Raw genomic sequence first — 23,963 nt, forward strand, 5'->3', positions numbered from 1 at the left:
TTCAGGTTTACCCTGACACTTCAGGACTTAGTATGACGCTCCCGATTCTGCCGTTTTTGCTCAGCATTTTTCTGGAGTAATACATAGGTCGCACTGTAACCACCATGCTGTCGTTGGGCGGTATGTGCGGCGAGAACGGCGGGTAACTGTGGCAGCCATTTAAACACATAGCTGCGCAAAATTGCCGGATGGGGCTTGCTGTTGCGGCCCATGCCGTGATGGATAAGTAGCGTGCGGATACCGCGATGATGACAGTCATCGATAAAGTGTGACAACTGGCTTCTGGCTTCAGTCAGCGACTTACCCAACAAGTTAAGGGTAGCGTCCAGTTGATATTTTCCCAGCCTTAAATTTCGGTATACGCCCTGTTGCACTCCGTCTTTGCAGTAAGCAAACGGATCATCCGGTTTAACTAAATCAACATACTCCATGCTCAGATAGTTCGGATCGTATTCCATCTCCTGCTCAGCCGCTTTGCGCCGGGCTTGTTGGGCTAAGGTTGGGCTGAATTCAGTCTGCTGCCGCACTTCATCTTGCGATAGCGGTGTAACATCAGTCATTTCCTGCAAAAACAGGTCAAGGTCATTATCTTGCATTATGCCGGCTCCAACTGCGCCAAAGTGTGCATAGAGCCGCTAAGTATAGCGTGCCACCCGGTATGAAAAAAGCCCGGGCAGCATCTGGCCGCTATCGCTTAATTCTCTGTTGTTAAAACAGAGCTTGCCGGGGAAGATATTTTACCGTCGCTGATTGCTTTTCTGCGGGCACTGGCAAATCTAACTAAATAATAAGCGTTTATCAGCAGCACCAGCAGGTTAGAAATGACCCCCTGCGGGATAGCAATATGGCTGTAATAGACAAACAGCAGGCTGCAACCTATTAATGTAGCTAATCTGAGCCAGAGCACATCTTTAATAAAAAAAGCACCAATACAGATAGTTAAACCAACCCAGCTGATAATGTCGTATACCAGATTTTCCACGCTGAACCGCCATGCCGCTACTAGAATGGCGCGCATTATGCTCAGTGGCTAACATTTCATCAACTGAGTATTTTTACTGTTTAAGCATTACTTTTAATAATAGATTGCTGCTGGCTTGTTTAAACATATCAAGCTAAGCGCTTGATTATCAACAACTGATGCTGGCTTTTCTCTCAGAAAAGCTAATCTGATAATTAAAGCTCAGGTATTTTGGGTTAAAAAAACAGCAAAGAGTCTGCGAGCTTCTATAATTAATAGTGTTGTTTGGTTGATATTAGAGGGTGATGTCGTGCTACCAACTAAGTTATATGAACCTTTACCATACAGTTACATGCTCGCCGGAACTGCCAGTATGATCTTAGTACCGTCGGTGCTTGGTGTATTTTCAGGGGCGTTATTATTTCTAGCTGGTGCTCTGGTATGGATAGTGCGCTCTGAACACCGCAGGGAGGATGACGTTTTTGCTGAGCGAAAAAACGGCCCTGTACCTTTCTGGGGTTATGAATTATTGCCTTTTGTCTGCCTGGTAACAGCACTCACTATATTTATTTTGCCATTTAATCAGTTCTATTACCCATCAGCTGTTATTTTGCTGATCGTCGGGGTGCAATTGTGGTTAACCCGCAATATGCAGCGCCGGCATCGACCGGCACTGCTTAACTAGTTACATTATTATCATTTTCTCAAATCGACATTACTGTTAGCAATTTTACTGGTCATGATTAGCCAGGCCTTCAGGTTTTGCTGCAACGCTGCCGGATCAATTTTATCCAGTGTGTCATTTGGAGTATGGTGAAAGTCAAAATAGTCCGTACCATCCTGTTGTAAGCTGGCAACCGGCACACCCTGTGCTTTTAATACCGATACATCAGGGCCGCCTGACGCAGTGTTGCTTCCTGCTTCAATGCCAAGATGTTTTAGATCCTGCTGAAGCTCAGCAGCAAATGCCAGGGCCTGCTCACCAAAACCGGTATCAAAACGCCAGATCCGGCCTGCACCGAAATCTGATTCTGATGCAAACACATGGTTCTTCAGCTCAGCCGCATGGTGTGCAGCGTAGGCCCGGGCACCGATAAGGCCCCCTTCTTCATTCCCAAATAGTACCACCCGGATTGTACGTTCTGGCTTTTGCTGTTTAAGCAGGGCTGCGGTTGCCATTACCAGACCCACACCGGCACCGTCATCCAGTGCGCCGGTACCCTCATCCCATGAATCGATATGGGCGCCGATCAACACTATCTCATCCGGGCGCTTGCTACCGGTTATTTCGGCAATAACGTTGTGACTGGTCACTTCGCCCGGCAGGTTATTTTTCATATGCAGGCTTAAGTTGGTTTCAGGATGAATTGCCAGCATTTTGCTGAGCTGCATTGCATCGGGTACTGAAATCGCTGCTGCCGGGATCCGTGGCACATCTTCTGAATACCGCATAATGCCAGTATGGGCAAAACGGTTGTTGCTGGTACCTACAGAGCGGATGATAATGGCTTTGGCACCAAGTTTGGCTGCTTCAACCGCGCCCTGGGCCCGGGCTCCAACTACCTGACCATAAAAGCTGCCGCGAATATCTTTACGTAGGGTTTGGTTGATAAATACGATTTTGTCTTTAACTTCTGCCGGGTTGGCTTGTTGCAGTTGTTGCAGGTTATCAAACATAACAACCTGACTGGTAATGCCGTCAAAAGGTGTGCCAACCGAACCACCCAGCGCAGTTAACACCAGGGCCTGATTAAATGGTGCTTCAACGCGCAGGCTGGCATTGCCCCGCTCCCAGTACTGCATGGTAAAAGGTTCAGTCCATACTTTATCAAAACCGAGCTGCCTGAACTTTTGTTCTGCCCACGCAACGGCGCGGGCATCTGCCTCGCTGCCTGCCAGTCGGGGACCTACTTCTACGGTAAGAGATTCTACAAGTTTGTAGGCCAGATCATTATTTAACTCTGGTTTACTGGCCTGAGCCGGCTGGCCGATGGCGATGGTTGTCGCCGCTATCATTGTTGTTAACCACAATTTCATCTTTTCATTCTGCCTTAGTGTTGTTACATTATCGGGACTTTAGCATGCTTTTTATATCAGCCCTAGCAGTGGGCGGTGAAATGCATTTTGCTCAGGACAAGGCTTCACGGATGCAAGCTCAACATACTTACACATCAGCGCTACTGGTTGACGACACCAGCTCTGTTCGGGACTATCTGCGGCAAATTCTGGCCCAACTTGGCATTACCACGATATACGAAGCAGCTGATGGTGCCACTGCTGACCAATTGTTTGCACATTATCATCCTCAGTTAGTTTTTCTTGATATTCAGCTGCCAGACATCAACGGTAAAGTACTATTAAAGCGTTTCAAGCAATTGGATGAGCAAACTAAGGTGTTTATGGTGTCTGCTTATTCCAGTGTCGAAAATCTAAAGGATGCGATTGCCGGTGGTGCTAAAGCCTTTGTGGTTAAGCCGTTTTCGGCAAAACGAATATGTAATTTAGTACAGTCACTTCAGCATTAATGGTGAATACTGATTTTTGCTTACTTAATGTTCGTTTAATGTTTAATCTTGTTAAATAAGAATGATTATCTTGTCGCATTCTGGTTTAATCGGTAATAATCAGCCAAATTCAGAAAGCCAGAGAAATGAAAATGAACTTAAATGACATGCTGGAAAATTCAGCACAAGCAGTAAAACTGTTAAAAGCGGTGTCGAATGAACGACGTTTAATAATTTTATGCCATTTGCTGGAAGGTGAAATGTCTGTAGGGGATATTAATGACAAGCTTGACTTAAGTCAGTCGGCGTTGTCGCAGCATCTGGCATTACTTCGTCGCCATAAACTGGTTAAAACCCGTAAGGTAGCGCAAACCGTATATTATCGCTTAAGCAGTGACGAAGTTGAGCAACTTATTGCTTTGATGCACAAATTGTATTGCAGCTGATACATGTTAAACACCCACAAAAAAGCCAGCTTACGCTGGCTTTTTTGTGGGTCACTGTTCATTAAGCAGCTTTTAATGCCTTAACATGCGCATTTAAACGGGCTTTATGACGTGCTGCTTTGTTCTTATGGATAAGGCCTTTAGCCGCCATACGATCAATTACAGGTACCATGTTGTTGAACGCTTCAGTTGAAGCGGTTACGTCAGCAGTTAATACCGCTGCGTAGGTTTTCTTGATGAAAGTACGCATCATAGAACGTTGACTGGCGTTTTGCTGACGACGTTTTTCTGATTGAATTGCGCGCTTCTTAGCAGACTTAATGTTAGCCAAGGTAACACTCCTAAAAACTAAAACCGGACTCTTTAAAGGCCGCATAATATGCCTATTTAATGGCCCGTTGTCAAATGCTTTCCGATGAAAGTGCCGGAATTAAATTGTTTTAGCTACTGGTAATCGATAGCGATAAGGGGCCAAAATAGCTGTGGCGCAAATAAAGGAGCAGCGGGTGTCAGGAAAACTATTAAAATCTGGCTTAATTGTCAGTGCTATGACACTGATTTCAAGGGTGTTAGGCTTAATTCGTGATGTGGTGGTAGCAAATTTTGTCGGCGCAGGAGCGGCGGCAGATGTGTTCTTTTTTGCTAACCGGATCCCAAACTTTTTACGGCGCCTGTTTGCTGAGGGCGCTTTTTCCCAAGCCTTTGTCCCGGTATTAAGCGAGGTAAAAGCTCAGCATGGTGATGATGCAGTAAGAGCGTTGATTGCTAAAGTTTCCGGTACCCTTGGGGTAATTGTGACCCTGGTGACCTTATTTGGCGTGATTGCCTCGCCCGTTATTGCGTTGCTATTTGGTATGGGCTGGTTTATCGAGTGGTTAAATGACGGCCCCGATGCCCAGAAATATGAGCTGGCCAGCCTGATGCTGAAAATTACTTTTCCTTATCTTTGGTTTATCAGCCTGGTAGCACTAAGCGGTGCGGTGTTAAATACTTATAATAAGTTTGCTGTGGCGGCGTTTACCCCGGTGTTTTTAAATATTGCGATTATTGGATCTGCAGTGTATCTGGCGCCTCAGCTTGATGAACCAGCTATGGCGCTGGCCTGGGGGGTGTTCGCCGGAGGCTTGGTACAGTTGTTGTTCCAACTACCATTTCTGGCAAAAGCCGGTTTGCTGGTTATGCCCAAATGGGGCTGGAGCGACCCTGATGTAAAAAAAATCCGTACCCTGATGCTGCCAGCGCTGTTTGGGGTATCGGTAAGTCAGATTAATTTGCTGCTGGATACCGTTATCGCCTCTTTCCTGCTGACCGGCGCGGTTAGCTGGTTATATTACTCTGACCGGTTAATTGAATTTCCGCTGGGATTGTTTGGCATTGCCATTGCCACTGTTATTTTACCTAATTTGTCACGTCATCACGCTACGGCAAATAGCGCCAGCTTTCGCCATACCCTGGATTGGGCAATCCGCTTTATTGCCATGTTTGGCGTGCCGGCGATGGCCGCGCTGATGGTGCTGGCGCAGCCCATAATTATGCTGCTGTTTATGCGCGGGGAGTTCAGCCAGCACGACGTGCTGATGGTATCATACAGCCTGATGGCTTATGCCACGGGACTACTGAGCTTTATGCTGATAAAAGTGCTGGCGCCTGGTTTTTATGCCCGGCAGGACATTAAAACTCCGGTACGCATCGGTATTATTGCCATGGTTGCCAATATGGCGTTTAACCTGATGCTGGCGCCCTGGCTAAGTTATGTCGGTTTGGCGTTGGCTACGGCAATGTCGGCCAGTTTAAACGCGTTTTTATTGTACCGCGGTCTGGCATTGGCCGGCGTTTTTCATTTCAGGAAGAATACCTGGTTTTTCCTGGCGAAAATAATTCTGGCCAGCCTTGTAATGGCTGGTAGTTTGTTCTGGCTTAGTCCGCCTTTTACAGCCTGGCTGAACTTTGATTTCTGGGCGCAGGTTACCCGGCTGTTGCTTTTATGTGGGCTGGGTATTGTCAACTATTTTGTCATGCTATGGTTACTGGGGGTGCGGTTATCCCACTTTCGAGTGCAAACTATTGCTGAAAGCAATTAAGTTAGTGGTTATAATGCCGCGTTTAAAAGCAGTAGCAGCAACCTTAAGGCAGGCATGGAGTTAATTCGCGGCTTACACAACATTCAACCCAGGCATCACGGCTGTGTGTTGACTATAGGTAATTTTGACGGTGTTCATCTGGGGCATCAGGCTGTGCTGGATAAGGTACAGGCTATTGCTGCCCGCCTAAATTTACCTTCTTGTGTCATGGTGTTTGAGCCGCAGCCATTAGAGTTATTTGCAGGCCATGCGGCGCCAGCCCGGTTAAGTCGCTTTCGGGAAAAATATAATGAATTGGCCAGGCTGGGAATTGACCGCTTACTTTGCGTTGCTTTTAACCCAAAATTTGCTGCGATGCGGCCTGAGCTATTTATCGAGCAGCTGTTGCTAAAACAATTGGGTGCTCAGCAACTGATTGTGGGTGATGATTTTAAATTTGGTAATAACCGTGCTGGCGATTTTGCCATGCTGGCACTGGCTGCTGAGCGTTATCAGTTTGGTTTGACCAGCACGTCCAGCTTAATGTTAGGACAGCAACGGGTTAGCAGCACCTTGATCCGTCAGGCACTGCAACATGATGATTTGACAGCAGCAGAAGCCATGCTTGGCCGGCCTTTCAGTTTAACAGGCCGGGTGCGACATGGCCGCAAGCTTGGGCGGGATTTGGGCTTTCCAACGGCAAATGTTTGGTTATACCGGCGTAAGTTGCCGGTGCACGGGGTCTACGCCATTACTGCCGAAACCCAATATGGTTGCTTTCAGGGCGTGGCAAATATTGGTAACCGCCCGACAGTGCAGGGCCAGCGTGAACAGCTGGAAGCGCACCTGTTTGATTTTAAAGCTGATTTGTATGGTACACAGATAGCGGTAACCTTGCGCCATAAACTACGAAGCGAACAGCGCTTTGCTGATCTGGGCGAGTTGCAACAGCAAATAACGGCAGATATGCATGCTGCCAAAACGTATTTTAGTCGCCTGGCACCAACTGCCGGCAGCATAAGCTAACTTTTAAAACGGAATAAAAACGGATGAGCGATTATAAGCATACCCTTAACTTGCCTGAAACGGCCTTTGCAATGCGCGGCAATCTGGCCCAGCGCGAGCCGCAAATGCTGGCGCAATGGACAGCGGATGGTCTGTATCAGCAGATCCGTGCGGCCAAAAAAGGCAAGAAAAGCTTTATTTTGCACGACGGCCCTCCTTACGCCAATGGCAACATCCACATTGGCCATGCTGTTAATAAAATCCTGAAAGACATTATTGTTAAAGCAAAAACGCTGTCAGACTTCGATGCTCCTTATGTGCCGGGCTGGGACTGTCATGGTTTACCAATTGAGCTGGTAGTTGAAAAGAAATACGGCAAGCCTGGTACCAAATTAACAGTAGCAGAGTTTCGCCAGCATTGTCGTGATTACGCACAAAGTCAGATTGAAGCGCAGAAAACCGATTTTATCCGCTTAGGCGTGCTGGGCGACTGGGATAACCCATACCGGACGATGGATTTCAGCTCTGAGGCTAACATTATACGGGTGCTGGGAAAGATTATTGACAACGGCCATCTGCAGCAAGGATTCAAACCAGTGCATTGGTGTACCGACTGTGGTTCGGCGCTGGCTGAAGCGGAAGTGGAGTACCAGGACAAGGTGTCACCGGCAATCGATGTCCGGTTTGCAGTTGCAGATGAGCAGGTGGTGGATAAGTTCGATCATCCTGAGCAACACCGTGGTCAGGGCCCCGTATCAGTGGTTATCTGGACAACGACGCCCTGGACTATTCCGGCCAACCGCGCGGTAGCGGTTAATGCAAAACTGGATTACAGCCTGGTGCAGGTGGAGCAGGGCCCTAATGGCCCGGAGCGGTTAATTATTGCCACCGATCTGGTGAACGAGGTGATGGCCCGCGCCAATGTTGAACACTACCATGCATTGGGTTTTTGCAAAGGCGAAGCACTGGAACTGGTACAAATACGTCATCCGTTATATGACTTCAGTGTACCGGTGATTTTGGGTGAACATGTCACAACCGAATCAGGCACCGGCTGTGTGCATACGGCTCCGGGCCATGGTCAGGAAGACTTTGTCGTGGGTAAACAATATGGTCTGGAAGTCGCTAATCCGGTTGGCGCCAACGGTGTTTATTTGCCTGATACACCATTGTTTGCCGGCCAACACGTATTTAAAGCGAATGACAGTGTGGTTGAGGCATTAAAAGCCGCCGGTGCTTTACTGGTGCACAAAGCTTACAAACACAGCTATCCGCATTGCTGGCGCCATAAAACGCCAATTATTTTCCGGGCCACGCCGCAGTGGTTTATTAGTATGGATAAACAGGGGTTGCGCCAGCAATCACTGGCTGAAATCAGCAATACCCGCTGGATCCCGGACTGGGGCCAGCAACGGATTGAAAAAATGGTTGCCGGCCGTCCCGACTGGTGTATCTCTCGCCAGCGTACCTGGGGCGTTCCTATTGCGCTGTTTGTTGATAAAGATACCGGAGCACTGCATCCGCAAACCCGGACACTGCTGGAGCAGGTCGCAAAAAAGGTAGAGCAGGGTGGCATTCAGGCCTGGTTTGATATGGACGCCACTGATTTGCTTGGTGCCGATGCAGAGCAGTATGTCAAAGTAAGCGATACCCTTGATGTCTGGTTTGACTCGGGTGTTACCCATGCTTTCGTGGTTGACCAACGGCCTGAATTTAATCATGCCAAACAGGCAGATTTATATCTTGAGGGCTCCGATCAGCACCGCGGCTGGTTTATGTCGTCACTGATGACCGGTGTTGCCAGCAAAACGCATGCCCCTTACCGTCAGGTACTAACTCACGGTTTTACTGTTGACGGCGAAGGCCGCAAGATGTCCAAATCGTTAGGCAATGTGGTGTCACCGCAGGACGTAATGAATAAACTGGGCGCAGATATTCTGCGGTTATGGGTGGCTACCGCCGACTATACCTCTGAGATGACAGTATCTGACGAGATTCTGAACCGGGCGGCTGATAAATACCGGCGCATTCGTAACACTGCCCGCTTTTTGCTGGCGAATCTGAACGGCTTTGATCCGGCAACTGACTTAGTGCCGTTCAAAGAGATGGTGGAACTGGATTTATGGATGGTCAGCCGGGCTGCCAAATTGCAGCAGGAAATTGTCGATGCGTATGACAATTACCAGTTTCATCAGGTAAGTCAGAAGCTGATGAATTTCTGTACGGTTGAGCTGGGCAGTTTTTATCTGGATGTGATTAAAGACCGCCAGTACACCGCGCATCAGAACAGTGTCGCCCGTAAATCGTGCCAGACAGCTTTGTATCATATTGCTGAAGCCATGGTTCGCTGGATGGCGCCGATCATGAGCTTTACGGCTCAGGAAATCTGGCAAGCCTTACCTGGTGAGCGCAGTAAGTATGTGTTTACAGAGGTGTGGTATGCCACCTTAGCCAGTGTGCCGGCGGGGCAGTTTGACGACAGCTACTGGCAGCAGGTGCTGCAGGTACGTGACGAAGTAAACAAAGTGCTGGAAGCGGCACGGCGCGACGACAAAATTGGTGCCTCACTTCAGGCTGAGGTGACCTTGTTTGCCAGCCCGGAGCTGGCTGCGGCCCTCGGCAAGCTGGGAGATGAATTACGCTTTGCGTTAATTACCTCCACCGCAAAAGTCACCAGCGATAAGGCTCCTGCTGAGGCGGTTGCCACCGAACTGGCCGGCTTAAAAGTGCTGGTAACAGCTTCAGCTGCGGCAAAATGCGAGCGCTGCTGGCACCATCGGCATGATGTTGGCGCCGATGCGGCGCATCCGGGCATTTGTTTACGCTGTGTTAGTAATGTCGCGGGCAGCGGTGAGCAAAGGAAATTTGCCTGATGCAGTTATTTAAAGAAACCGGCTGGCGCTGGTGGTGGTTAATTTTACTGTTTATTGTCCTGGATCAGGCATCAAAGCAATGGGTGCTGCATGCAATTCCTTATCAGGGCAGCATCCCGTTATTACCGGTGTTTGAGCTGGCACATGTCTATAACAGAGGTGCAGCCTTCTCTTTTTTAAGTAATGCCGGCGGCTGGCAACGCTGGTTTTTTACCGGCATTGCTGTGGTAATAAGTTGTGTTATTGCAATCTGGCTCAGCCGGGTAGGCAGGGCACAGCTTAAGCTAAGCCTGGCGCTGGCGTTTGTGCTGGCGGGAGCAATTGGCAACCTGATTGACCGTTTGGTATATGGTTATGTTATTGACATGCTGCATGTGTTTTATAAAAGCTGGAGTTACCCGGTATTTAATCTGGCAGACTCGGTTATTTTTATTGGTGCAGTCTTGTTAATTTGGGACAGTTTCAGCAGTTCAGCCGAGGTTAAAACATGACACAAGCTCAGATTGGCGCAAACAGTACTGTGCTTTTTCATTTTGATATTACCCTGACAGACGGTAGCGCAGCAGAGAGTACCCGGGTGCATAATAAACCAGCCAGGCTGCAAATGGGCGATAACAGTATTTCACCTGCTTTCGAAGCCCATTTAATGGGGATGACTGAAGGCAGTAAAAAAACCTTTACCCTGGATCCGCAGGATGCCTATGGCATGCCAAACCCAGATAATATTTACTATGTTGATCGCAGTAAATTTTCCAGCGATGCGCCAGCAAAAGTAGGCAGTATTATTGGTTTTACCATGCCTGATGGCTCAGAGTTGCCAGGTTTGGTACGCGATGTTGTGGGCGATTCTGTCACGGTCGATTTTAACCACCCATTGGCCGGGCAAACCCTGACTTTTAATGTCGAAATAGTAAAAGTGAGCTGAACCAATGGATATTTTGCTAGCTAACCCCCGCGGTTTTTGTGCCGGCGTAGACCGGGCCATCAGTATCGTGGAACGGGCACTGGAGTTATACGAGCACCCTATTTATGTGCGGCATGAAGTTGTTCACAATAAGTTTGTGGTAGATGGCCTGCGGCGCAGCGGTGCGGTTTTTGTTGATGAACTTAATGAAGTGCCCGATGGCAATATTGTTATTTTCAGTGCACATGGGGTATCGCAAGCGGTGCGGGAGAACGCTAAGCAACGCGGTTTGAAAGTGTTTGACGCCACCTGTCCGCTGGTTACTAAAGTGCATATGGAAGTAACCCGGGCCAGCCGCAAAGGCATTGAATGTATCCTAATTGGCCATGCCGGTCATCCGGAAGTTGAAGGTACTATGGGCCAGTACGATAACCCTGAAGGTGGTATCTATCTGGTTGAGTCAGTCGAAGATGTCGCCCGATTGCAGGTTAAAAACCCGGCGCAGCTATGCTACTCCAGTCAGACGACGTTATCGGTTGATGACACAGCTGATGTTATTGCTGCATTACGTCAGCGTTTTCCCGACATTGACGGGCCGCGTAAAGATGATATTTGTTATGCCACTCAGAACAGACAGGATGCAGTGCGTGATTTAGCGGCAAAAGCCGATTTGTTACTGGTGGTTGGTGCTAAAAACAGTAGTAATTCTAATCGGTTACGGGAGCTGGCTGAGAAAATGGGTTGTAAGGCGTTTTTAATTGATACGGCCAACGATATTCAGCAAAGCTGGCTGGAAAATGTCAATGCCGTTGGTGTGACAGCTGGCGCCTCGGCACCCGAGGTGCTGGTTCAGCAAGTTGTCGCGCAGTTGCAACTGTGGGGTGGCAAGACAGTTAATGAAAATCCGGGCCGGCCGGAAAATGTTGTGTTTGCCATTCCGGCGGAACTGCGATAAAAAAGCATCAGGTCTGGCAGCTAAGGAGTTAAGGTGAATAGGGCAGCAACTGCAACACCTTATCCGGTATATCCACTGCCTGATCTGTGTCATGGCCGAATGGTGTTAAGGGTACTGGTATTAGCCCAGGCAGTGGCGATATTACTGGCATTTGCCCCCGGCACGATGGAAAGCCCCTGGCAACGCTTGGGTTTAATCAGTTTGTTTGTCCACTGGATCGCACTGCTTTCGGGTTATAGTTATTGCAAACTTCGGCCGGCGTTAAGCCGGCAACGACCTCTTACCATTGCAGCAAGTTGCCTGTTGCTACTTTTTTTCACTACCTTTGTAATCAGTTGCCTTGCCTGGCTGTGGCTGCACGATGCGGGCGTACTGTTATCCCAGAGTTTTTTGCATTTTGTTCTGGCCAACCTGATGATTGCGCTGGTGGTTGGCCTGATGGCTATTCAACTTGGTCTGATGCACGCAGAACGCAACCAGCAACTGGCAGCTCAAAGCCGGGCCGAGCTGGGTGCGCTGCAGGCAAGGATCCAACCGCATTTTTTGTTTAACAGTTTAAATACCGCAGCAGAGTTAACCCAGCACGATAGTCAGGCAGCCGAGCAGGCACTGTTAAATCTGGCCGATTTATTCCGAGCTGCCATGCATGCCGGCGAGCAGATAAGCCTGGCCGATGAGTTAACACTGGCCCGGCAGTATCTGTCGTTAGAACAATGGCGTCTGGGAGAGCGGATGAAACAAAACTGGCAGTTGCCCGCCAGTATGCCTAAATTGCAGGTGCCGGCACTAACCATTCAGCCACTACTGGAAAATGCAGTACGCCATGGTATTGAAAGCTGTCAGTACGGCGGCAGTATTGATATAGAGCTTATTAACAGCAGCCAGTCGGTGACCATTCTTATCAGTAATCCGTTTGCGCCAGCCCTGGATAAAAGCCGCAGCAATGGCGTTGCGCTGGTGAATATACGACAACGGTTACAGTTGTATTTTGGTGACAGTGCCAGTTTAAACCGCAGTATTGTTGATGGTAAGTTTCGGGTTAAACTGGTGCTACCCAAAAACTTGGCTGGCAATAACGGATGAAAGTACTGATTGTTGACGACGAACCTCTGGCCCGTGCTCGCTTGCGGCGTTTACTCGGTGCTGAAAAAGGGTTTAGTTGTATTGGTGAAGCACAAAACAGTCAGCAAGCACTGCAGCTATGCCAGCAATTGCAGCCCGATGTGCTGCTGCTAGACATTGCCATGCCTGGTGGTGATGGTTTGCAACTGGCTGCAACGCTTGCCAGCCAAGCCCTGCCTCCGGCCATTATTTTTGTAACCGCTCATCCGCAACATGCGCTGGACGCTTATCAGGTGTGCCCCGCTGATTATGTATTAAAACCGGTTTCTGCTGAACGACTGCATTCTGCATTGGCCCGGCTTGGTAATCGCACCCGGGCCCATCTTGAAAAGTTGCCGGCAAACGATGACGTTATCAGTTATCAGCTTGGCTCTGCTACCCGTCAGATTAATTTAAGCAAAGTATTGTATTTCAGCGCAGACAGCAAATACGTGCGGATGGTGTTTGGCGAAGGCGAGGCATTGCTGGAGCAATCGCTAAACCAGTTACAGCAACGCTATCCCGGGCAATTAGTTCGTATTCACCGCAGTACCTTGATAAACAAGCATTACTTCAGCGCATTACGTGCGGCGCCAGATGGTAAACATTATGTCGAATTAACAGGCCTCGATACCCGGCTGGAAGTCAGTCGCAGAGCGCTTAGTCAGGTAAAGCAAGCGCTAAATCTAAACCTGGGTTAATTTGCAGGCTTGCTGTCGAATTGCCGTTTATCGGCTGAATAAACCTTTAATCCACCTCATTATGGGAATTAACAAGTGCTTTTGCTAGGGTAACGCTAGCAAAAAATTGTTTTGATTTAATTAAAAGAATAGGAAACGTCATGGCATTAGTGGTAGCAGATATCAGCCAAGGCCCGCAGCCTCAGGCCCACCGGCTTCGTGGTTTTACCGTGATTGAATTGATGGTAACAGTAGCCGTTTTGACTATTGTGCTGACAGTGGCAGTGCCTAGTTTTGCCAATCTGGTAAATGGCAACAGGTTAAACGCCCAGGCAAACCTGTTATTGGCGGGCATTGAGTATGCCAAAACAGAAGCCGTTAAGAGCAATGCAACAGTCACCTTTTGTCATTCAGCTAATGGTAGCAGTTGCAGTGCGGCGCCGGCTGCCGGCTGGCAAGGCTGGATAGTGGGACTTGCTGCTAACCCCTCGGGAATTGAAGCCGGTAGTGTAATGAGAGCAGGTACTCTGGAATCACCTCAGCTGGTTATTCTGGCAAGTGAGTCGCTGTCAGACGCTGATGATCAGATTAGAATTACCCCTCAGGGACTACTCAGAACGGGTAATCGCTTGCCGCTGCAGGCGACTTTACGTGTTTGTCATCCGACATCTTCGATCAACCCCAATAGTCGTAACCTGAGAATCCGTTCAGGCGGTCAATTAGCGGTTATCAGCGAGCAAAACGCTGACTGTGCAGCTCCGTAGGAATATTAAAATGAATAAATTTTGTGGATATAGCAAGCAGCAAGGTACAAGTTTACTTGAAGTACTAATTGCTGTTTTAGTGTTGGCGATTGGAATTTTAGGTGTAGTGGGCTTGCAGTCAGTCAGCCTGCGAAGTACCAATACTGCACATGAGCGGGCAATGGCGGTGATATTATCGGAAACATTGTTTGAGGTAATGCGCACCACTGGCCCGGTGGCAAGAACTAACGCTTTTGAAATGAGTACCTGTGACGGAGTGGGCGGAATACCGGTAACCAAAGACTGGCAGGAAGATGTAAAGCAGGTGACATCTGAATGCGCCCTGGTTGAGTGGGCTGATGGTGTTTACACCGTTACTATCGACTGGTCTGATCAACGACTGAATGACAGTTCAGTGGTAGTAATGGAGGTAAGGCCATGAGGCAATGTAAGGCGAGCCGGGGCTTTACATTAGTAGAACTAATGATTGCGTTAGTTCTGGGATTGGTATTGCTAGGCGGCGTTATCGGCGTTTTCTTGTCCAATCAGACTACAAACCGGGTTAATAACGAGCTGGCTTCGTTGCAAAGCAGTGCCCGGCTGGCTTTTCAGTTAATGTCACAGGATATCCGCAGCGCCGGTTTCGCTGGTTGCAACAATTCAACCCGGTTTGTCAGTGTTATTGGCGGCGCGCCGCTGTGGTCGCAATGGCAGGGAGGCCTGCAAGGATTCGGCGCTGCAACCAATGGAGTAAGCGAATCAATACGGTTAATGTACGGTGCCGGTGATACAGCGTCAGTGAGCAGCCACGTGCCGCCACTGTTGAACCTTAATGAAGCCTCTCCTCTGCAGATTGGTGACATTGCCATGTTATGTGATGACACCCTGGCGGCAATCTTTCAGGTCGCTGCCACCGCGCCAAATGTTGTCAGCCACGCCGCTGGGGCACCGTTAAATTGCTCCGGCGATTTAGGTTTTCAGGCGCCGTTCGTATGCGCGGACGCCCGGCCGCGGGTATTTCTTGGTGGTGCTATGTTAATGCGTTTTGAGTCTGCGCTATGGTTAGTTGCACCGAGCACCGATAATCCAGACATTAATTCGTTATATCGTGAAATAGTCATTGGCGGAAACCTGGTGCGTGAAGAAGTCTTATTTGGTGTAACCAGCCTGAACCTGGCATACCAGGATGGCAACCAGCCATTTGGACCAGTCCCATTTTCAGCAGCTGTTGATATGGGCAATGTAACCGGGGTTCAGGTTTCTTTGGTAATGGACCCTGATGCGTTTACAAACGCTGATTTGCCGCTGGAAATGCGGACTATTGAATTTTTTGCCGCTGTGCGCAACAGGTTATGAGGTAATAAAATGAAAACCTATTATCGTCAAAGTGGTGCTGTGCTGGTCGTTGCTTTGCTGTTATTACTGGTTATAACGCTGGTATCCGTTGCCAGTATGCAACGTTCGGTAATGCAGGAAAGAATGACCGCAAATTTATATGAGCGGCAACTTGCGGTGCAGCAAGTGGAAGCGGCATTACGCTCTGCTGAAAACTGGATTGCGGCCCAAATGCCAGATCCAAGAGCGCAAATTGCGGCCAATGGCTGGTTTTATGACGTGCCGGTATTAACGAATAATGATCGTTGGCGGGACCCGTTAACAGAATGGCGTGCTGCACCAGTTATTAATGCTGACATGGCCAATTCAGCTCAGTATTTTATCGAATATCTTGGAGAGTGGCCTTCACCGCTAAGACCTGATTGTGCGAATAACACAACCATCACTACCGATTGTTTGTCGCCTACGTTCCGTGTAACGGCCAGAAACATTGTTACGCCCGGTACGCCGGAAGTGTTAATGCAAACCATTTGGCGTTTGTAGGGTTATGAGGATTTTTAAAATGAGCAGATTTAACATAGTGCCGGGACATAGCTTACTGCTGTTAAGCTTTGGCGTATTGTTTGGGGTGTCGACTGCCCATGCGGCAACGACACTTGCAATTCCTCAGGTGCCATTACAAACGGGCAGTGATGTACCGCCCAATATTTTGTTTATGCTGGATGATTCTGGCTCTATGGCCTGGTCGTATATGCCAGATAGTATCAGTGGTCTTTGTAATAATAGTACTAATGTCACTAACAGAGCGCGTGGCAGATCACCTGATATCAACAAAGCCTATTTTGATCCGGACATAACCTATAATCCGCCACTCCGGGCAAATGGTACTGTTTATCCGAATGCATCATTTACTGCAGCCAGATTTAATGGCTATGACAGTGGTTCGTCGGTTGTTAATTTGTCAACAAGTTTCAGAGCAACCTGGCATTATCAGGATGGCGGCAGTGATGCTTATTGTGGTAATGCCGGCGCCGCAGATTATTACTTATTTGATACAACGCTTTGCTCAGATCCGAATAATAACAGCTGTTACCGCAGATACCTGGTTGCAGATCAAAGTGAGGCAATAAAGCAAAACTTTGCTAACTGGTATTCTTATTACCGTAGCCGTTTAATGTTATCTAAAGCCGGTATCGGCACAGCGTTCCAAACCTTACCAGAGAGGATAAGGGTTGGTTATGGCCGGTTAAACCGTAACCCGGAAGTCGAACGGGGCGTAAGAGCATTTGAAGGAACAGCTAAGAGTCAATTTTATAATTGGTTGTATGGCAGACCTGATACAACATCAGGGACGCCGTTGAAATCGACGTTACAAGCCGCAGGTGATTATTACAAAACTAACGAGCCTTACCGGGCTGAGCCGGAAAACACCAGCAGTGGGCTGGTATCATGTCGGCAGAATTTTACTGTATTAATGACGGACGGTTTTTATACCAATCAAAGCCGTGGTTTCAGTGACTCTGATGGTGATGGTCACAGTGATACTCTGGCTGATATAGCGCACTATTACTGGAAAACTGACTTACGGCTGGATTTAGCAAATAATGTACCCAGTGGTACCCTTGACCCGGCAGACTGGCAACATATGGTAACCTATGGCGTAGGTTTGGGTGTTGATGGCACAATAACCAATGTTGAAGATGCTAAAAAATGGCCTATAAACGATAGCCGCTGGCCAAAACCGGATAGTAACCCGAGGAAAATAGATGATCTGCTGCATGCTGGGGTAAATAGCCGTGGCGGTTTCTTCAGTGCGAGGGATCCAGAAACATTTAATAAAGAGCTGACCAATACATTACGAAATATTGTCAACAGGGTGGCGTCTGCGTCTAATCTGGCTGCCACCACAACGTCTTTGCAAGAAGATAATAGCGTGTTCCAGGCTTCATTTAATACCTCCAGCTGGAGTGGTGATCTGGTTAGCCGTGATGTTGAAACAACGAACGTGCAGTGGACAGCAAACTTTCCTGAGTGGAGTGGACGTAATATTTTAACCAGTCGCGGAGCAGGCGCTAATCCCAGCAGTTTTGCCTTCAATTGGGGTAATCTATCTACTACAGAAAAATCCGCACTGAATAATGAAGATACCGTTAACTATCTGCGTGGTAGCAGAGCCAAAGAGAAGTCAGGCTCAAATCCAACAGGTATTTTCCGCGAACGTACGTCATTGCTAGGCGATATTGCGCACTCGTCACCGGTTTATGTCGGTGCAGCACAGAATCGCAATTATCAACGTTACACTGGCTGGGGTGAAGCATCAAGCTATCAGACTTATCTGACATCGACCAAATCCAGAGCCCCGCGGGTACTTGTTGGTGCCAACGATGGCATGCTACATGCGTTTAATGCAGACGCTTCGTCGGATACCGCAGGTATCGAAACCTTTGCCTATGTGCCACAGGCAATGCTTAAGCCGGCTGCCAGACTAGCTGATTTTGCCAGTCAGGATTATGAGCATAGGTTTTATACTGACGGTTCGCCCACTGTGGCTGATGTGTTTTTTAACGGTAGTTGGCGCACAGTGTTAGTCAGTACTCTGGGCCGTGGAGGTGACTGGATGTTTGCACTGGATATCACTGATCCGACCGCGGTGACTGTGTTATGGGATATTCAGATCCCGGAGTTGGGTTTGATGCCACATAAGCCGGTAATTACCCGGTTGAATAATGGTCGTTGGTCTGTTGTTACTGGCTATGGTTACAACAATACGGCCGGAAAATCCGGACTATTGGTGGTAGATGTCGAAAAAGGTGCTGATATGCCAGTTATTAAACTGCAGACATCGGCGACCGACTCCTATGGTCTTGGCCAGGTTGAAGGTTGGGATCAGAACAAAGATGGTAATATTGACTGGATATTTGCCGGTGATATTAATGGTAACGTCTGGAAGTTTGATTTAAGTTCTTCCTCTGCCAGCTCTTGGAATGTTGCTTACGGCGGCTCACCATTGTTCGTCGCCAAGGATAACACTGGTAAGCGCCAACCTATTACTGGTGGTGTTACCCTGGAGAGCCACCCTGAAACAGCAGAGTTATGGGTGTTTTTTGGTACCGGTAAATTTATTGAAACCGGCGATAGTGTTAATGCCGATCAGCAAAGCTGGTATGGACTGAAGGATGGGGCAGAAATATCAAACCGTAGCCAGCTGGTATCCCGGACCATGACAAATGTTGATTATGTTAATCCTGACACGGGTGAAACACGTAGTGGCCGCAGTCTGCCTTATGTTCCAGGTAATGATATGGACGGTAAGCGTGGCTGGGTAATGGACTTAGTTGATACCCGTGAGCGGATAACCTCAAAACCACAAGTTATCGGCGGAAATCTAGTAATGAATTCAATTATCCCGGATACTGATTTATGTAATCCGCAGGGAGACGGCTGGATAATGGCAGTGGATCCGTTCAAAGGTACCCGTTTGAATTATCATTTCTTTGATTTATCACGGGATGATAAATTTTTAGACTCAGATGGATTAGTTAATGGTGACGCAGCCAGTGGCGTGAAATTCGATGGTATGCCAGGAGAGCCGGTGCTATTTACTGAGGGCGATTCTTCGACATTAATTTTCGGTGACTCTAATGTAGGATTGAATCGAGAGCCGGCAAATTTGCGGATACGTCGTGGACGTTTATCATGGCGGGAGTTGATTAATTAATGACTATTTTAACAGCTAAACAAAAAGGTATGACCCTGATCGAGATAATGATAGTGGTGGCAATTGTCGGCATTCTTGCCGCCGTTGCCTACCCTTCGTATCAGAACCATATTTTACGTAGCCACCGGGCTGCGGCAACCAGTTGTCTATTAGAGTTGTCGCAGTTTATGGAGCGTAACTATACCCAGAATATGCGCTACAACTCAGCAGACTTTGCCTTGCCAAATCTGCAATGTATGACGGAGTCAGCCACCCGTTACACTTACACCAGTGAACAGGCGCAGCGGACATACACCGTGACTGCAACGGCCATAGGTCCTCAAGTTAATGATACCGGCTGTACAGTACTGGGAATGAATCAGGCAGGAACAAAGCTGGTTGATGGCGCCAGTGATGCAGCAACAGTTGCTGAGTGCTGGTAAATATTTAACGCTTAAAATTTGATCTTTTGAAATATTGTTGTAACTTTATAGTTAAATAAATTAGCTATGGCATATGGATATGCAGTTACAACAAGGCTTCAGTCTGCTTGAAGTTCTTATCACCTTACTTATTTTAAAGCTGGGTTTGCTTGGTGTACTTGCCGGGCAAACCCTTGCTTTGCAATACGTTATCGATGCCACTCAGCGAACCAACGCTGTAGCGTTGAGTGCTGTGCTGGTGCAGGATCTTGCTGCCAGTCTTAACAACAACCACCCTGCTTTTACCCTTGAACTTACACCCGCCAGCCCTGCAGAAGTGCCCGTGTGCTCTGCAACAGCTATTTGTAGTTCAGCAGAACTGCGTGATTATCAGCTGGGGCGCTGGCAACAATTGTGGCAGCAAAGCATGACAACCGGCGCTACCGCACCGCTGTTTGACCCTCAGTTTTGTTTACAGTTTGCTGATAACAGCCTGCAACTGCGGGCCAGCTGGCAACAACGTGCAAACGCAGAAAGCACAACAAGCATAAGCTGTGAACCCGGACCAGGACGCTCAGCTCTGGCGTTAACAGCAAGGATCCCATAGAGATGCAAAGCCGCGGTTTTTCATTAGTTGAGATGTTAATTGCCATGCTACTTGGACTGCTGTTGCTTGGTTTTACTGTGCAGATTTTTGCCAGCCTTAGTGCGTCATCGCGACAAAGTCAGCAACTAGCCCAGCTGCAACAGAATGGTCAGCTGGCACTGAACCTGTTGCACAACGAACTTCAGAACACCGGATTCTGGGGCGGGGTAAGTCTTAATGATATTGCCGGGGCCCAGGTTGGGTTTGCGCCGCCGGGACCAGATTGCCGTGAAGACGGCCTGGATAGTGGCAGTTTTCCGGTTGCCGGTGAAGTGTTTGCCAGCCTGTATGCCAAGGTTGCAGTAAGTGGCCGGCAGCTCAATTGTCTTACTGGATTGGCACCAGAGAGTGAGATATTACAGTTAAAGCGGGCGATTGGTCTGGCAGTCAGCCGCGACGAATTGCGACCAAATCGATTTTACATTAGGCCGCACTGGCAACAAAGCCGCTTTGTTCATCAGGATAGTTCGGGTCTTACAGCGGATGATGTGTTTTACCCATATCAGCATTTAGTCTTTTACATTCAGCCGCAACGGCTTGATGATTTGACTGTGCCGGTGTTAATGCGCAAACGCCTGGTGCGCTCCGCCAGTGGTATGGCAAGAATAGCAACCGACTCAATGATTGATGGCGTGGAACGCCTGCATTTCGAATTCGGCATAGATGCCAATCTTGACGGCCGTTTAAATTATATGTTGCCCACTCAGCTGATGAGTAATGAACACTGGCAACAGCAACTTGGCCATATCGTCAGTATCCGGTTCTATATTTTGCTGCGCAGCACGCTGCCGGATCCCAGCTATATCAACAGGCAAACATATCAGATGGGGGCGAGCCGGTTTGACGCTCCTGATGATCATTACCGGCGTTTATTGCTTGCCGGCAGTGTTTATTTTAATAATGCCACCTTTTAACCATTTTTAATGCAACAGCGGGCAGTGGCCACAGGCCATCGCGACACATAAAAAGGCAGTAACTTCATTCATATAGAGACTACCTGAAACAGGGAGGTTGTATGCGACAGAGCGGTATGGCGCTGATAAGCGCTTTAATTTTTCTGCTGGTCATGTTGTTAATTGTCAGCGCCAATTTATTTATCAGCCAGATGAGTATCAAATCGGCACAGGCTGCACAGCGACAGCTGTTATTTGAGCAACGCGCCCTGGAGCTGCATCTTAGTTCTGTAAGTGATGCAACCCTGGGTAGTAGTGAAGCCGAGTTAACAATAATGAGCCGCTGTCCGGCCAGTTATGCCGTCTGGTCAGAGTCAATAATCGATTGTGACTTGCTAAGCATGACAACCAGTCTGTTGTCTGACGACAGCAGGTTTGCCACCAGTTATCGTACGATGTTACTGCGCCAGCAAATTGTTGACGGAGAGGTGCTGGATGTTGAGTAGCAAACTAAAGCAATCATCTGAACCAGCAGCCAGTAGAATGGCAGCACAGTGTCACCCATTGGTCAGGCTTGGCCCGCTGGTAGCTATCTTATTACTCAGCCTGTTGGCAGTGGTTGTATTTTGTTTCAGTGTGCTGGCCGCTACACCTGATTGCTGGCGGCAGCCGGCTGCGCCGCGTGCACTGGAGTTCAAAGGAAGCGGTAGTTCTGGTCCTTTACAACGATTTCTGCACCATGACGAGCTTGACGGGGCCGGCAGGCTGGCCTTGTTTCCACCTGACAGTGCATTAGCGCTGGCGTCACTGACGGCCTGGCCACTGGCTGAAAGTACAGGTTTAGCAGCACCTTTTTTTATCAGTCCTGAACCTTTAGATAGTGACTACGATGGCTTTATTGACCAGCTTATCAGCACAGATTTAAGAGGACGTGTCTGGTTAACCAATATTGCCGCCACCGGCTTTGGCACTACTTTGCTGTTGGCAGATTTGTCGCATACTGACTGGCGTTATATTGCCAGTGTTGGGGTAACTGATGTCAGTTTACCATTACCATTGCGTCCGGCGGGCTTTAATGGCCGCTACCGTCTACTATTGCTGATCGCGCGACACATTGTTACCGGTGAAGATGCACTGGTTGCCATGCGCATACCTGGCTTTTCAGCTGAGCCAGAGCTGGTAAATTTTGATGCGTTGCTTGATCGCACCGTTATCACTGCGACTGAGCTTGCAAGCGGTATAAGCCATGAGCAATGGCTGGATATAGTTGACAACGCCGGATGGCTGGTACGGTTAGCCGGGCAGGTTACTCAGCCACCAAAAGTTGTTGCCGGCGTAATATACAGCGCCGTAGCCACCAGTGACTTTAATGCGGAGGAGTGTGCAGATCAGAGTGCTGAACACAGTCTGATGGCGATGCATTTGCACAGTGCTGGTCTGGTTTATAACCAAAGGCGTTTTCGGCTTTTAAACGGTGAAGGACAGCTGACATTACAACAGCAAGCCGATGGTTCTGCTGCGCTGGTGTTAGATAACACCGATGAACAACAGGTAGTACTTACCGACCTGAAGATGATTTCGCCCTCATGTGCAGATTGTACTGAGCTATTGCAGCTGGATCAGTTTCCACGCTGGTTGAAACTGGCTACTTACCGTAAGGAGACAGGGGCCCACTAATGATAAGAAAGCTTTTTCAATCAATATCGCAGCAACCTTTGACGCACCCGAAAATTATCTGCCAGGGTTTTACCCTGATTGAGTTAATGGTTGCTGTGGCGATTGTTGGCATACTCAGTGCTATCGCCTATCCAGCTTATCAGCAATATGTATTAAAAACACATCGCGCCGAAGCCAGCAGGTTATTGCTCAGCGCGGCTAATATTCAGGAACGGCAACTGGCAGATCACGGCAGCTATACCGACAATTTGCTGCTGTTAGGTGTTGCCGCAGATGGCAGCATCAGTAGCGGACGCTACAAATTACAGGTTACCCTCAGCGATAGTAACAGCTTTGAGCTGAGTGCATCGGCACAAGGGCCGCAAACAGCTGATCGGGATTGCCTGGTTTTTACACTTGACCACACAGGTCAGCGTAATAGTAGTTTACCTGCTTCGCTATTTTGCTGGCATTAAGCCGGACAAGGTGTCTGATGAAAGGAGAGCCGGTTGCGCCCAGCCTGATTTAACACCAGCGAATAGTGCCAGTTAAACGTTGCTTGCGGGCAGTAATAAAAAGTGCCGTTCTCCAGCGCATTTAAGCTGCCGTCCCGGCGAAACTGTAATTGACTGCGGTTATATTTTAACTGGTGCTGAGCAAAAACAGCCGGGATCTGCCGCAACATAAATTCGGTATCGTTATGTGGATTAATTAAGCTCATCACCAGCGGATACGTTTGCCAGTCGCTCTGGCATTCGCTGCCAGCAAGCGGACACAACCGTACCGGTTGCTGACTATTTGCCGCCTGGATCCTGGCATAGCCCAGGTGACGACTAAACTGTTGCATATAACTGCTGGCTCGCTGTTTGTTTATCAGCTCTGCCATAGCGGGCAGGGCAATTTGTAGCAAAACCGCCATAATCGCCAGGCCAAGCATTAATTCGAGTAGAGAGAGTCCGTTTTGCGATTTTCCCTGTTTCACAATACAACCCTTGCCAAAGTACATGGTAAGCAAAGTGTAGCAAAGTTATTTTATAAATGTTTTATCGCCAGCCGGGGCCGGCGATAAATTGCATTGAAAA

General features: G+C 48.4%; 27 protein-coding genes. 22 read left to right on the forward strand and 5 right to left on the reverse strand.

Features of this window, described 5'->3' with window-relative positions; translation table 11 throughout:
- Positions 1-20 precede the first annotated feature (20 nt).
- Positions 21-596, reverse strand: coding sequence for a DNA endonuclease SmrA (gene smrA, locus KQY15_RS10035; protein ID WP_217669066.1), 576 nt, complete (start codon positions 594-596; stop codon positions 21-23).
- A gap of 98 nt (positions 597-694) precedes the next feature.
- A complete protein-coding gene (locus tag KQY15_RS10040; RefSeq protein ID WP_254795632.1) occupies positions 695-1,018 on the reverse strand; it encodes a hypothetical protein in 324 nt (107 codons plus the stop codon).
- A 316-nt stretch (positions 1,019-1,334) separates the two neighbouring features.
- Here KQY15_RS10040 and KQY15_RS10045 point away from each other — a divergent pair, with 316 nt between their 5' ends.
- Positions 1,335-1,646, forward strand: a complete 312-nt coding sequence (locus KQY15_RS10045; protein ID WP_217669067.1) for a hypothetical protein — start codon at positions 1,335-1,337, stop codon at positions 1,644-1,646.
- Between the two features lie 11 nt (positions 1,647-1,657).
- Here KQY15_RS10045 and KQY15_RS10050 read toward each other — a convergent pair whose 3' ends face one another.
- Positions 1,658-2,998: a M20/M25/M40 family metallo-hydrolase gene (locus KQY15_RS10050; protein ID WP_217669068.1), complete on the reverse strand. Its 1,341-nt coding sequence runs from the start codon at positions 2,996-2,998 to the stop codon at positions 1,658-1,660.
- A 110-nt stretch (positions 2,999-3,108) separates the two neighbouring features.
- On the opposite strand from KQY15_RS10050, the gene KQY15_RS10055 reads away from it, so the two are divergent.
- Entirely contained in the window at positions 3,109-3,486 is a 378-nt protein-coding gene (locus tag KQY15_RS10055; RefSeq protein ID WP_217669069.1) for a response regulator transcription factor, read from the forward strand.
- 125 nt (positions 3,487-3,611) lie between these two features.
- Positions 3,612-3,911 carry an ArsR/SmtB family transcription factor gene (locus KQY15_RS10060; protein ID WP_217669070.1) on the forward strand — a complete coding sequence of 100 codons (300 nt, stop codon included), beginning with the start codon at positions 3,612-3,614 and terminating at the stop codon, positions 3,909-3,911.
- A 61-nt stretch (positions 3,912-3,972) separates the two neighbouring features.
- Here KQY15_RS10060 and rpsT read toward each other — a convergent pair whose 3' ends face one another.
- Positions 3,973-4,242, reverse strand: a complete 270-nt coding sequence (gene rpsT, locus KQY15_RS10065; protein ID WP_097111893.1) for a 30S ribosomal protein S20 — start codon at positions 4,240-4,242, stop codon at positions 3,973-3,975.
- A gap of 175 nt (positions 4,243-4,417) precedes the next feature.
- On the opposite strand from rpsT, the gene murJ reads away from it, so the two are divergent.
- From murJ to KQY15_RS10160, 19 genes are all read left to right on the forward strand, one after another.
- The gene (murJ, locus tag KQY15_RS10070) at positions 4,418-5,992 is read left to right on the forward strand and encodes a murein biosynthesis integral membrane protein MurJ (RefSeq protein ID WP_217669071.1); all 1,575 of its coding nucleotides are present in this window, start codon (positions 4,418-4,420) and stop codon (positions 5,990-5,992) included.
- Between the two features lie 54 nt (positions 5,993-6,046).
- Positions 6,047-6,997: a bifunctional riboflavin kinase/FAD synthetase gene (ribF, locus tag KQY15_RS10075; protein WP_217669072.1), complete on the forward strand. Its 951-nt coding sequence runs from the start codon at positions 6,047-6,049 to the stop codon at positions 6,995-6,997.
- 23 nt (positions 6,998-7,020) lie between these two features.
- Positions 7,021-9,849 (forward strand): isoleucine--tRNA ligase, encoded by a 2,829-nt coding sequence (gene ileS, locus KQY15_RS10080; RefSeq protein ID WP_217669073.1) that lies wholly within the window; start codon positions 7,021-7,023, stop codon positions 9,847-9,849.
- A complete protein-coding gene (gene lspA, locus KQY15_RS10085; protein WP_217669074.1) occupies positions 9,849-10,340 on the forward strand; it encodes a signal peptidase II in 492 nt (163 codons plus the stop codon). The genes ileS and lspA overlap by 1 nt, the downstream gene beginning before the upstream one ends.
- Positions 10,337-10,774 (forward strand): FKBP-type peptidyl-prolyl cis-trans isomerase, encoded by a 438-nt coding sequence (fkpB, locus tag KQY15_RS10090; protein ID WP_217669075.1) that lies wholly within the window; start codon positions 10,337-10,339, stop codon positions 10,772-10,774. The genes lspA and fkpB overlap by 4 nt, the downstream gene beginning before the upstream one ends.
- A 4-nt stretch (positions 10,775-10,778) precedes the next feature.
- Positions 10,779-11,708 carry a 4-hydroxy-3-methylbut-2-enyl diphosphate reductase gene (gene ispH / locus KQY15_RS10095; RefSeq protein ID WP_217669076.1) on the forward strand — a complete coding sequence of 310 codons (930 nt, stop codon included), beginning with the start codon at positions 10,779-10,781 and terminating at the stop codon, positions 11,706-11,708.
- A gap of 33 nt (positions 11,709-11,741) precedes the next feature.
- Positions 11,742-12,791: a sensor histidine kinase gene (locus KQY15_RS10100; RefSeq protein ID WP_217669077.1), complete on the forward strand. Its 1,050-nt coding sequence runs from the start codon at positions 11,742-11,744 to the stop codon at positions 12,789-12,791.
- Entirely contained in the window at positions 12,788-13,510 is a 723-nt protein-coding gene (locus KQY15_RS10105; RefSeq protein ID WP_217669078.1) for a LytR/AlgR family response regulator transcription factor, read from the forward strand. Before KQY15_RS10100 ends, KQY15_RS10105 begins: the two co-directional genes overlap by 4 nt.
- Before the next feature lie 140 nt (positions 13,511-13,650).
- Positions 13,651-14,253: a GspH/FimT family pseudopilin gene (locus KQY15_RS10110; RefSeq protein WP_217669079.1), complete on the forward strand. Its 603-nt coding sequence runs from the start codon at positions 13,651-13,653 to the stop codon at positions 14,251-14,253.
- Between the two features lie 10 nt (positions 14,254-14,263).
- Positions 14,264-14,674 carry a type IV pilus modification protein PilV gene (gene pilV / locus KQY15_RS10115; protein ID WP_217669080.1) on the forward strand — a complete coding sequence of 137 codons (411 nt, stop codon included), beginning with the start codon at positions 14,264-14,266 and terminating at the stop codon, positions 14,672-14,674.
- Positions 14,671-15,588, forward strand: a complete 918-nt coding sequence (locus KQY15_RS10120; RefSeq protein ID WP_217669081.1) for a PilW family protein — start codon at positions 14,671-14,673, stop codon at positions 15,586-15,588. The genes pilV and KQY15_RS10120 overlap by 4 nt, the downstream gene beginning before the upstream one ends.
- 9 nt (positions 15,589-15,597) lie before the next feature.
- The gene (locus KQY15_RS10125) at positions 15,598-16,110 is read left to right on the forward strand and encodes a pilus assembly PilX family protein (protein ID WP_217669082.1); all 513 of its coding nucleotides are present in this window, start codon (positions 15,598-15,600) and stop codon (positions 16,108-16,110) included.
- 19 nt (positions 16,111-16,129) lie between these two features.
- Positions 16,130-19,285, forward strand: coding sequence for a pilus assembly protein (locus KQY15_RS10130; RefSeq protein WP_217669083.1), 3,156 nt, complete (start codon positions 16,130-16,132; stop codon positions 19,283-19,285).
- The gene (locus KQY15_RS10135) at positions 19,285-19,707 is read left to right on the forward strand and encodes a type IV pilin protein (protein ID WP_217669084.1); all 423 of its coding nucleotides are present in this window, start codon (positions 19,285-19,287) and stop codon (positions 19,705-19,707) included. The genes KQY15_RS10130 and KQY15_RS10135 overlap by 1 nt, the downstream gene beginning before the upstream one ends.
- Before the next feature lie 79 nt (positions 19,708-19,786).
- Positions 19,787-20,293 carry a prepilin-type N-terminal cleavage/methylation domain-containing protein gene (locus KQY15_RS10140; RefSeq protein ID WP_217669085.1) on the forward strand — a complete coding sequence of 169 codons (507 nt, stop codon included), beginning with the start codon at positions 19,787-19,789 and terminating at the stop codon, positions 20,291-20,293.
- Between the two features lie 2 nt (positions 20,294-20,295).
- Complete coding sequence (locus KQY15_RS10145; protein ID WP_217669086.1) at positions 20,296-21,246, forward strand: PilW family protein; 951 nt, start codon at positions 20,296-20,298, stop codon at positions 21,244-21,246.
- A 101-nt stretch (positions 21,247-21,347) separates the two neighbouring features.
- The gene (locus tag KQY15_RS10150; protein ID WP_217669087.1) at positions 21,348-21,731 is read left to right on the forward strand and encodes a hypothetical protein; all 384 of its coding nucleotides are present in this window, start codon (positions 21,348-21,350) and stop codon (positions 21,729-21,731) included.
- 37 nt (positions 21,732-21,768) lie between these two features.
- Positions 21,769-22,902 carry a hypothetical protein gene (locus KQY15_RS10155; protein ID WP_217669088.1) on the forward strand — a complete coding sequence of 378 codons (1,134 nt, stop codon included), beginning with the start codon at positions 21,769-21,771 and terminating at the stop codon, positions 22,900-22,902.
- Entirely contained in the window at positions 22,902-23,357 is a 456-nt protein-coding gene (locus KQY15_RS10160; RefSeq protein ID WP_217669089.1) for a type IV pilin protein, read from the forward strand. Before KQY15_RS10155 ends, KQY15_RS10160 begins: the two co-directional genes overlap by 1 nt.
- Here KQY15_RS10160 and KQY15_RS10165 read toward each other — a convergent pair.
- Complete coding sequence (locus tag KQY15_RS10165) at positions 23,354-23,863, reverse strand: GspH/FimT family pseudopilin (RefSeq protein ID WP_308160239.1); 510 nt, start codon at positions 23,861-23,863, stop codon at positions 23,354-23,356. The two genes, KQY15_RS10160 and KQY15_RS10165, sit on opposite strands and share 4 nt — an antisense overlap.
- Positions 23,864-23,963 lie beyond the last annotated feature (100 nt).

This window comes from Arsukibacterium indicum, from assembly GCF_019100565.1.
Classification (GTDB): domain Bacteria; phylum Pseudomonadota; class Gammaproteobacteria; order Enterobacterales; family Alteromonadaceae; genus Alishewanella; species Alishewanella indicum.